We start from the raw sequence: 9,733 nt of genomic DNA, 5'->3' as shown, positions 1-9,733 counted from the left end.
GGACATCTCTATTTAAATAAGGAACGAAAAATGAAAACTACGTCTAGCTATGATAGCTCATGGACTGTTGATCTTGTACAAACAGTTGCCTCTCTTGCAGACTCTCTGTCTGAAAAAACTAAATTTTTGGAAGCTACAACTGCTTTACTCAACGCAGAAAGTCAGAAAAGTCAGGCAAAACAAGATGACGAGCGACGTGGCTATTTGATGAATGATATTTATCGCGTAAGTAAGCAACTGGGGATGGACTCGGATAAACTGCGAAATCTCAAAGCAATGACAACTTTACAACTTGAAGCTTATGCTGAGGAGTTATATCGACAGTTAAAAAACCATCCCTTAAAACATCTGTCAGTGGCATAGTAAGCTGTCGGACATTTAGCTTGCACATTCTTTTTTGTACAAACTCTTATGGGGCGGGTATCTTACCTGCCCTAACTATTTTAAATATACATTAGCTTATACGGTGAGATGCCAAAGAAGGAAGTTCTTTGTGTCTTTCTCTAGCAACGTATATTAAAACTACCTTGTCTGATGTACCCTAACTGGTTAAATTCCAGTGAGGTTAAGCAATGGTTAATCAGACATATACAGCTGATGTCCTAGTTGTCGGTGGGGGAACTGGAGGCACTGCTGCTGCTATCCAAGCAGCGCGACGGGGAGCCAAAACGATTCTGGTGAGTGAATTTCCTTGGTTGGGGGGAATGCTGACTTCGGCTGGAGTATCCGCACCCGATGGCAACGAATTAGAAGCCTTTCAAACCGGATTATGGGGTGCGTTTTTGCAGGAATTGCGACAACGACAGCCCGGAGGATTAGATAACAGTTGGGTAAGCTTTTTTAGTTACGATCCTCGGTTTGGGGCAGAGATTTTTGCAGATTGGGTGCAAGAATTACCAAATCTGCACTGGATTTTTGGACAAGTGCCAATAGAAGTGTTCCGACAGGGTGATTCTATTACTGGTGTGCGCTTTGCTGATTTTGCTGTTACAGCCAAAATTATTCTCGACGGCACAGAATTAGGAGATTTATTGGCTTTAGCTGAGATACCTTATCGCTGGGGCTGGGAATTGCAATCTAAGTGGGGAGAACCCAGCGCCCCAGTAACGTTTAACTCTTTAACTGAAAGATATCCGGTGCAAGCGCCCACTTATGTAGTGATTATGCAAGACTTTGGTGAAGCGATGTCTACGACGGTCACTGAGCGACTTGTGCCGACTTGTACTGAGCGCAGTCGAAGTAGCGAAGTCGAGGTAAGTCGAAGTGCGGGCGTAGTTGCCGCACCAGAAATTCCGCCTGCGCCTAACTATAATCCATCCCAGTTTACAGGCGCTTGGGATGGTTATGGCGCAGAGACATTTTTGAATTATGGACGTTTGCCTAATGGCCTGTTTATGATGAATTGGCCAATCTGTGGCAATGACTACGGCGAAGGAGTAGAGCGGTTGATAGAGTCAGATGTATCCAGAGGTGAATTCATCCAAGAATCTCGCTGGCACAGCCAAAATTTTGCCCATTTTATCCAAAATCAGCTTGGTCGTCGCTATGGTTTAGCAGAAAAAGTATTTCCTCACGCCCCTACAGCTTTTGCACTGCATCCCTATTACCGGGAAAGCCGCCGCCTAGTGGGGCTAACTACTGTCCGAGAACAGGATATTTTGCCGATCGCTGGAGGTAAAGTTGCATCTATATATAATAATGATGCGAAGTTTTGCGAAGCGTTCGCCCTTGGCGTTTGCGAAGCAATCGCAGTTGGTAATTACGCCAATGACCATCATTATCCTGGTGTTCAATTCCCACTGCAACCTAAATCTATCCGTTGGGGAGGACGCTGGACTGGAACGCCCTTTACAATCCCCTACAGTTCCCTCATTCCAGCCACAACAGATGGTTTCTTGGTTTGTGAAAAAAATATTTCTGTCTCCCACATTGCCAATGGGGCCACTAGATTACAACCTGTGGTTATGGGCATTGGTCAAGCAGCAGGGATGGCAGCAGCGATGTGTGTTGAGTTAAACTGCCAGCCGAGGGATTTACCTGTTAGGGCGCTGCAAACGGCTTTATTGGAAGATAATCGCTCAAAAGCAGCAATTATTCCTTTATTTAATCTTCCACCCAATCATTCGGATTGGCTGGACTGGCAACTGTATTACTTAAATAACCCACAAGCCTATCCAGCTAGTGGTGATTGCCCTTGCCCATCGTGGAATCAGTACCCTGACTCTACTTTTGGTAAGGGATTAATTCGGGAAAGTAACTGTTTCCAAGGGATTTTCTACCGCTTGGATCAGCAGGAATACAGATTCACTGTCACAGCACCAGCTGCATATCAAGGGCAAAATTGGCAGCTTGTGACTTTGCGATCGCATATCGACGAGCAATTACGCGCTTATGCTAACGAACAATTAGTTACATTGTGGGGTCATCAGAACCACTTTGGTAATTGGTTATTAGTCGAGCATTTAAACAGAGGATAAGAAGAGTTTATTTTCAGTAAAACAGAATACTTTTTGATGAATTGTCCGGATATTAATCAAAAAGCTAAGTATCAGTGAAGTGGAGAGTTCCAAAATAGACATCTGCTATGCGTGCTGCCATTTCACTTTTAGTCTCGAGTCTGGTGTTCGGCCCCTTAGCTTCTAACTGCCACGTAATGGTCAATCACTTATCAACTGGGCTGTCTTCCACGCCTGCTTCGGAACAGTGGCTATCGGCGGCATCTGAACAAGCTTCAGATGATGCGCCACGTCATCGCGGTAGTGGGCGTAGAGAAGCGACGCAAAAATCTGGAAATACCTATGTTGTGGTTTAACTACCGTAAGGTAATGCCTTTTTTTTCAAAGGAAACAAAGTACCAGAAAACACAGCGTTGTGCTAACATCGTTTACCAGCTTTTCTGGCAGATATATACAGTTGACACACGAAAATCTTCAGCGATCGCTTAGTATTTCAACTGCAAGCTTTGTATATATAGTTAGCGTCAATCCTGGCGATGCCTCGATCAACAGCATCACCAACTTCTTAAAAGGTACACAACTGTTGCTCATATTCGGTGGAAAGCTTTGCGTCTCAATCCTCAACTGTTCTAGAAATAGATGTTACTTAGGCTATCAGTTAATCTAAAGCACATCTAATTCAGACATTTTGCTTGTTGACGAGAAACAGTCTTAAGACAACTTCACTTTCTTGCCAAATAGATTTTCTTATACATTGAGTAGTTGGCTATCTACATCAGGAAATAATTTATCTTCGCTTTGGCGTTTGTTTGGCGTGCTTTGCCGAAGCATAAAATAGGAGTCAGAATTCAGAATTCAGAATTCAGAATACTCTACCCATAAAGGGATAGAGTTTTAAGGCGAGAATATTTTAATTTTTTTCGCTTAACTTCGGGCGAGGTTTTAACCAATATTCGTCACCCACTCGTACAGAATTCATACCTGTTTTCTGACTCCTGAGTTCTGAATTCTTCTCATAAAATCTCTTGCGCTGCATCTGAACTTATCTAGAGCATAGATTCGCACAAGTAGTATAGGTTTATTGCACTTGGCAGCGAATCTTACTATTTTTGACCTACTCTTGCCCCTGGTTCCTTCTTCTGGCAGATGGCTCCCGACGAATAAATATTAACCAGGATCTGCTAGCTCCTCTTAGTCCTCTTAATTATTCTACACCTAAGGGCAGATGCAAAATTTTGCATTTGCCCTTTTTAGGTAAAGTTTATTTAAAGAAAAGGGAATGAGAAGGTTTTATCTCAAGCTGGCTTATGAGCAATGAAATACTTGCTCATAAAATGGACTTGCATCTCAATATTCTCAAAGCCTGCTCTCTGTAAACGTTCTAGCAAGTTATCAGTGGTATAATGCTTGTAATAGGGTTCATGGAAAGTTTCAGGGAAAAAATCCATCATATATTCCAACTCAGGTGAATCACTCAACTGAATTGAGTCACAGATAATAAAGACTCCTCCTGGTTTTATTACCTGAAAGCATTGCTCAATAACTGTCTGACGTACAGTTGCTGGTAACTCATGGAAGAGAAAAACAGAAGTTACAGCATGAAAATAGTTATCTAGATAGGGTAACTCTTCGGCATTGGCTTGTAAAAGTTGCGGCAGTTCTCCTGGAATTTGGGATAATAGTTCATTTGCTTTACGCAAATAAGCTGGTGACAAATCCGTGCCAAACAGAGATGCTTGAGGCAAGGCTGCCCGAATCAACTTTAGAGTTCGCCCAGTTCCACAAGCTACATCCAAAATACGGGCTTGCCGTGGTGCAACCGAATCAATTGCTTTCAGCCCTTGCTTAAGAGGAGCGAGAATCCGCCGCCGCATCGCATCAGCTGCCCCACCAAAAAGAATTTCTACTTGTAAGTCATATAAATTGGCTGACAAGTCACTCAAGTAGCCATTGCTTTGGTGATGGAAGTTCTGCACGTAGTAGCTGGGATAACCATCTGTGTCAATTTCGGGCGAAAAATCTTGGTAATTCTGTTGTTTAACCCGCTCCCACATTTGAGGGAAATCTAACCATACCAACGGATAGTAGCGGAAAAAGTCATCCCAAGGGTTGTCAAACAATAAACTTTCCGGGTATACACCTTTTTCGGCATCTTGCCAGTCTGCTTCTAGCAACTGATTCAATCTCTGTTGAAGTTTGGGTAAAAGCTCGTCCGGGATGGGTTTGGTCTTTTGTTCAAGTGTCGGATACACCAAGTTCCTCAACCGTGAACTTAATATTTTGTGAGCCAAACCAAAGTAATTTTTGCTCTGCTGAAAGGTTTGATAAGTCAGCTTAGTTAAACTCTCAGGCATAAAAATAGCTCAAGTTTTGATTAATTCTATATAAATAATTGTAACGAAAAAATTATTTACTGTTGCAAAGGTAAAGGCTCCCAGATGAGACAAATCGAAGCCAAATGATTTTAGCCATCAACGGTAGATTAAGGAAGATTTTTTCAGCTTTGGGAAAAAATACCTGATATTGTCAGCAAAGGCAAACATAAATTTTTGTAAAAAGTAGCTTATGTTACAGAATTTCTGCTATAGTAGTTGATAGAAAAACCAAAAATTATATATTCACAAAATAGAGAGGAATATGGTTATGTCTATCGCAGATAAATCTCGTGCGTTAATGGTGCGTGAACATCAGCAAGTCAAGAATCGCCAACAATCAATGCTGATGCGGGCTGCACAAGAACTTGGTCTTCCTGAAGAAGCATCTCACTACTGGAACCCGATTCAAGGGAAGGTAGATGCTAACACTCGGATGATTTATGGGCCAAGTCATGCTTCCATGAGCTAAGTTTCAAGAGTTTGAAGGTTGATTTTTGAGTGAATGCCTCAACTGACAACTCTGAAAAAAAAGCCACCCTCTACTCTAGGGTGGCAAAACTTATATATTTAGATAGATACGGTACTTACAGCTATTTTCAGGTAAATAGACCACGCGGTAGGGGTTTAGCGCATTGCTCATACGTGTCAACTTAACGTAAAAGCTATGTCCGCAAGGAACTGAAGTTCCTTGGCTTTTAGCGAAAGTCATCTTTTGATGACTAAATAATCCGAAAAATCTTTAGTCTACTTCAGTAGACTTTAGCTATGAGCCGCTGAAATTCATTTCTGGGCGGGCGTGGAAGCCAACAGATAAAGCCCCGCCAGTTAAGGTATCAACTTCGTTAACAATCGATCCAAATCCTGGGGCAAAAGGTTCAACGCCGATCAGGCGATCGCTCCCATCACCACCCGATAAAGAGTCGTTTCCAGCTCCACCAATCAATAAGTCCGTGCCAGTTTCACCAGTAAGGGTGTCATTTCCAACTCCAGTGCCACCAAATACGATGTCGTTACCAGCCCCACCCTGAACAAGATCATTGCCTCCATCACCATTGAGTTCGTCGTTGCTCCCGCCACCTGATACCGTGTCATTCCCAGTACCCGCAAAAACTCGATCATTTCCAGCGTCGCCAGAAATTACGTCGGCGCCATCAGAGCCATTGAGGATGTCATCTCCATCATTACCATTAATGGTGTCATTCCCTGCATCACCGAAGATGCGGTCATTGTCATTGTTACCAATGATGCGGTCACATTGGTGACAAGTTAAGGATTTGAGGAAATTGTCAAGGGTGGTATTTGGATAGGTCAAAAATCGTGAGAAACTCGGTGTAGACAAGTAGTTGAGCCATTGAGACCAGCCATGACACAAAGCCGAAAAACCAATGGAGACCACGCGAAAAAGAAACAACGACCACTGGTGGAAGACGAAGTAATAGCCGAGCAATTGGAAAGATTACTGACACCAGCCATTACAAATCAAGAAAAATACTACCGAAAATTAGGACTCAGAGAACGGATACTGAATTTACCGTTGATGATGGCGGCGGTGTTGACCTTGCTGTGGCCAGATGTAGCCGGAGTCAGGGAACTGACAAGGGTGTTAGCCAGAGACGGTTTTCTGTGGTGTAGTCCCACAAAAGTTAGTCAACAAGCGGTATCACAAAGATTTTTAACAAGATTTGGGCGACCTGGTTATTTTATGCGGTTTTAGTAGATTTAGGTGATGCTGTAGCAGATGAACTTTCTCTCCCCTTTGATGAGATTTCATTATTATTTGATTTATCGCGGTCTTTATCATTTTACTATGGCTGATCACAAAGGTAAGGCAACAGACCCCGTTAAGTATTTTGCTGACCCCCAAAATCGAGATTTAGGTATTATCAAACAGAAACGAAACCCCAATGTTAAGTTGATTGTCGCTCCTTTTCCCGATCTTCAACGAGGGTCTGACCAGGGGTCTGACCAGTTTTTTTTCAACAATTCTCTCAAAGCCTCTTGACAAAACAGTTACAGGCTTAACTTGTCACCAATGCACGGAGGTGGACTTCGCTTGTGTAGTAGCGAATTCTATTCGCCCAATACTTTTCAAACATCCTTTTAGCATCCGGGAGGGGAGTAAGGGGTGGGGTTCTTATTTTTACAGCATTTTTCAGGTATTTAGACCACAGATGAGACGGGGAGTAGGGAGTGGGGAGTAGGGAGTGGTGTAGTTCAATTACTTGAAAAACGCTGTAATTTATGCAAGAGGTCTATTAACCCTTGGATAACCCAAGCTTTACTTGTTGGGATAAGAGAATGTGCTAAACACTTATTTTGTAATACTTCTTAAGCTTGCCATTATTTATCATGGAATCTAATCGCCCATTGCAACTAAACCGCCGTCAGTTTTTGCTCCGTTCAACTATCACAGCAGGTGGAATTATTGCCACAAATCTTGTATCCAAATCACAAGTGTTTGCCCAAGCGCCTGCCATTATCACTTCTGACAAAATGCGTCCTGCTATACCTTATGGTGTAGCTAGCGGAGATATTTCCAACGATCGCATTGTTATTTGGAGTCGCAGCGATCGCCCTGCCAAAATAATCGTAGAATACTCTACCAGCGAATCTTTTAGAAATGTGCGGCGAGTTGTGGGACCTAACGCTTTACAAAGTAGCGACTTTACAGCACGACTTTATCTGAAGAACCTGCCACCAGACCAACAATTATTTTATCGGGTAATCTTCCAAGATTTAGATTATAAAGGCACTTACAGCGCTCCTGTCAAAGGCACTTTCCGCACTCCCCCCAAATCTGGGCGAGATGTATTCTTTGTATGGGGTGGTGACACCGCCGGTCAAGGATGGGGGATTAATCCTGATTTTGGTGGAATGAAAATTTACGAAACTATGCGCCAACTTCATCCCGACTTTTTTATTCATTCTGGCGATAATATTTACGCTGATGGCCCCCTTCAATCAGAAGTAACTTTAGACGACGGCACTATTTGGAAAAACATTACTACACCAGAAAAATCCAAAGTAGCAGAAACTCTCACAGAATTTCGTGGTAACTATATCTACAATTTACTAGATAAAAACATCAAACGTTTCAACGCTGAAGTTCCCATATTGGCACAGTGGGACGACCACGAAACTACAAATAACTGGTATCCTGGAGAATTTCTCCTGAACGATGACCGCTACACAGTTAAGGATGTTAACTTGTTAGCAAAAAGGGCAAGGCAAGCATTTTTAGAATATTTGCCTATTCGGTATGAAACAAATGATCCAGATAAAACGAAAATTTATCGCTCTTTCAACTATGGCCCATTATTAGACATTTTCATGCTAGATGAGCGCACCTACCGGGGGCCAAACTCTCCCAATAATCAGCCAGTACCAAGTAAAAAAACAGACTTTTTGAGCAAAAAACAAGTGGAATGGTTGAAAAGGCAATTGCTCTCATCAAAAGCAACATGGAAAGTGATTGCTAGTGATATGCCTTTGGGACTGATAGTTAAAGACGGTAGCACTGATTTTGAAGCTTGGGCTAATGGAGATGGCCCAGCTTTAGGAAGAGAACTAGAACTTGCCGATTTACTACGATTTATCAAAAATAAAAATATCCAGAATGTTGTTTGGTTAACTGCTGATTATTGGGTTATTCATCAAAGCAAAATTGAGTGCGATCGCCCCCATTATCCAGCCAATTTTGTTCAAATTATCTAATGCTGGATTGCTTTTAGGTCTGGTTGTCAGGCTGATAGTTCACACTAACGATATCATTGGCTTATTACAAACAGGTGCAATTTTCGTTTGTGCTGTTTTCATAGTCTTCTCCTTTAGCGTCGGTTATCTTTTGGGCGGCCCTGGTATCGATACTCAACGAGTGCTAGGAGTCGGAACAGCTCAACGTAATTTTGCCGCAGCATTATTAGTAGCTACAAGTAATTTTGAAGATCCCAGCGTAGTGAGCATCATCATGGTGACGAGTATTTTAATGATGATCGTAGTTCTGATCGTCGGGCCAAAGTTCATAGAATTAGACCAAGGAACGGGTGTAGAGATAGAACAGGTAGAGGGTTAAAATTCTCCTAACTAACTTGACCTCTAATAATCTGCGTGTTACTGTATATTACACAAGATTGAAATTCTTTCGGAGGCGCAAAGATGACAGCTTTAATCTACAAAATGTATGAGCTGACCAATGCTGCTCCATGTAGTGTGGCCTGCTCGCTTGTGGAGTGAGCCTTTTAACCAAAAGAATGCCTTCAGGTCGTGTGAACGGTCGCTGAACTATTTGAGGTATCTGTGAGCATCCGGTAATTGTATCGGTTTCGTAGCTCTCTAGTTGTCTTCCCGTCGCTGTGTATATCGCAGTGGCTAGTGGTTAGACCCTTGCTACATATCGATGTATGGGTATATTGCCTCCAATAGTGATTATGGAATAGATGTGTAGCATTACGCTGTCGCAGAGTGCGATATAAATGCGTCAGTGCGTTTGTTCTACCGCTACTTGTTCATGCACTAAGAAGGAACATTTTCGGTCATGGGTGTACGCCACACTCGTGGCCGTTTAATTCATAAGAAATTATGCGGCTACAGGGATCTTTCGTCTGTGGTCGTTTTGTTTTGAGCGGCTAGGGAAGGGATACCCTACGCCGCTCATTGTTTTGGGGTCATGAGTATCACATAGTCACTTTTTGATTTTTGATGACCTTAGCGAAAAAACTAACAAATTATAAGCTAAACCACATCTAGTTTGCATATCTAAAATTTATATAACTCTTGTGGGGTGGGCGATTTGCCCGCCCTAATTATGCAATTTCAATGTGGAACAGCTTATAACGTCATTGCCAAGTTTTACGTTAAGTTGACACCTATAAGCATTGCTGTGCCCCTACAGCATGGTCTATT

The 9,733-nt window shown here is 42.5% G+C and carries 8 protein-coding genes and 1 pseudogene; 7 read left to right on the top strand and 2 right to left on the bottom strand.

Features of this window, described 5'->3' with window-relative positions; genetic code table 11:
* The 3 genes from LC574_RS11565 to LC574_RS11555 form a co-directional block, all read left to right on the top strand.
* Positions 1–363, top strand: a 363-nt coding sequence (locus LC574_RS11565) for a hypothetical protein (RefSeq protein WP_229453655.1), incomplete at its 5' end; no start/stop codon positions are given.
* Between the two features lie 209 nt (positions 364–572).
* Positions 573–2,477 (top strand): FAD-dependent oxidoreductase, encoded by a 1,905-nt coding sequence (locus LC574_RS11560; RefSeq protein WP_229453654.1) that lies wholly within the window; start codon positions 573–575, stop codon positions 2,475–2,477.
* 107 nt (positions 2,478–2,584) lie between these two features.
* Positions 2,585–2,812, top strand: coding sequence for a hypothetical protein (locus LC574_RS11555; protein WP_229453653.1), 228 nt, complete (start codon positions 2,585–2,587; stop codon positions 2,810–2,812).
* Between the two features lie 939 nt (positions 2,813–3,751).
* Here the strand turns inward: LC574_RS11555 and LC574_RS11550 are convergent.
* A complete protein-coding gene (locus tag LC574_RS11550) occupies positions 3,752–4,810 on the bottom strand; it encodes a class I SAM-dependent methyltransferase (protein ID WP_229453652.1) in 1,059 nt (352 codons plus the stop codon).
* A 289-nt stretch (positions 4,811–5,099) separates the two neighbouring features.
* Here LC574_RS11550 and LC574_RS11545 point away from each other — a divergent pair, with 289 nt between their 5' ends.
* Complete coding sequence (locus LC574_RS11545) at positions 5,100–5,300, top strand: hypothetical protein (RefSeq protein ID WP_100899525.1); 201 nt, start codon at positions 5,100–5,102, stop codon at positions 5,298–5,300.
* A 294-nt stretch (positions 5,301–5,594) separates the two neighbouring features.
* Here the strand turns inward: LC574_RS11545 and LC574_RS11540 are convergent, their stop codons facing one another.
* Positions 5,595–6,143, bottom strand: a complete 549-nt coding sequence (locus tag LC574_RS11540; protein WP_229453651.1) for a calcium-binding protein — start codon at positions 6,141–6,143, stop codon at positions 5,595–5,597.
* Between the two features lie 105 nt (positions 6,144–6,248).
* Here LC574_RS11540 and LC574_RS11535 point away from each other — a divergent pair.
* From LC574_RS11535 to LC574_RS11525, 3 genes and pseudogenes are all read left to right on the top strand, one after another.
* Positions 6,249–6,833: pseudogene (locus LC574_RS11535) on the top strand (hypothetical protein).
* Positions 6,834–7,180: 347 nt separating this feature from the next.
* Entirely contained in the window at positions 7,181–8,545 is a 1,365-nt protein-coding gene (locus tag LC574_RS11530) for an alkaline phosphatase (protein WP_229453650.1), read from the top strand.
* A complete protein-coding gene (locus LC574_RS11525; protein ID WP_229453649.1) occupies positions 8,529–8,903 on the top strand; it encodes a hypothetical protein in 375 nt (124 codons plus the stop codon). The genes LC574_RS11530 and LC574_RS11525 overlap by 17 nt, the downstream gene beginning before the upstream one ends.
* Positions 8,904–9,733 lie beyond the last annotated feature (830 nt).

The sequence above is a fragment of the Nostoc sp. CHAB 5715 genome (genome assembly GCF_020829685.1).
GTDB lineage: Bacteria > Cyanobacteriota > Cyanobacteriia > Cyanobacteriales > Nostocaceae > Nostoc.
This window is presented reverse-complemented; position numbering and strand designations above follow the sequence as displayed.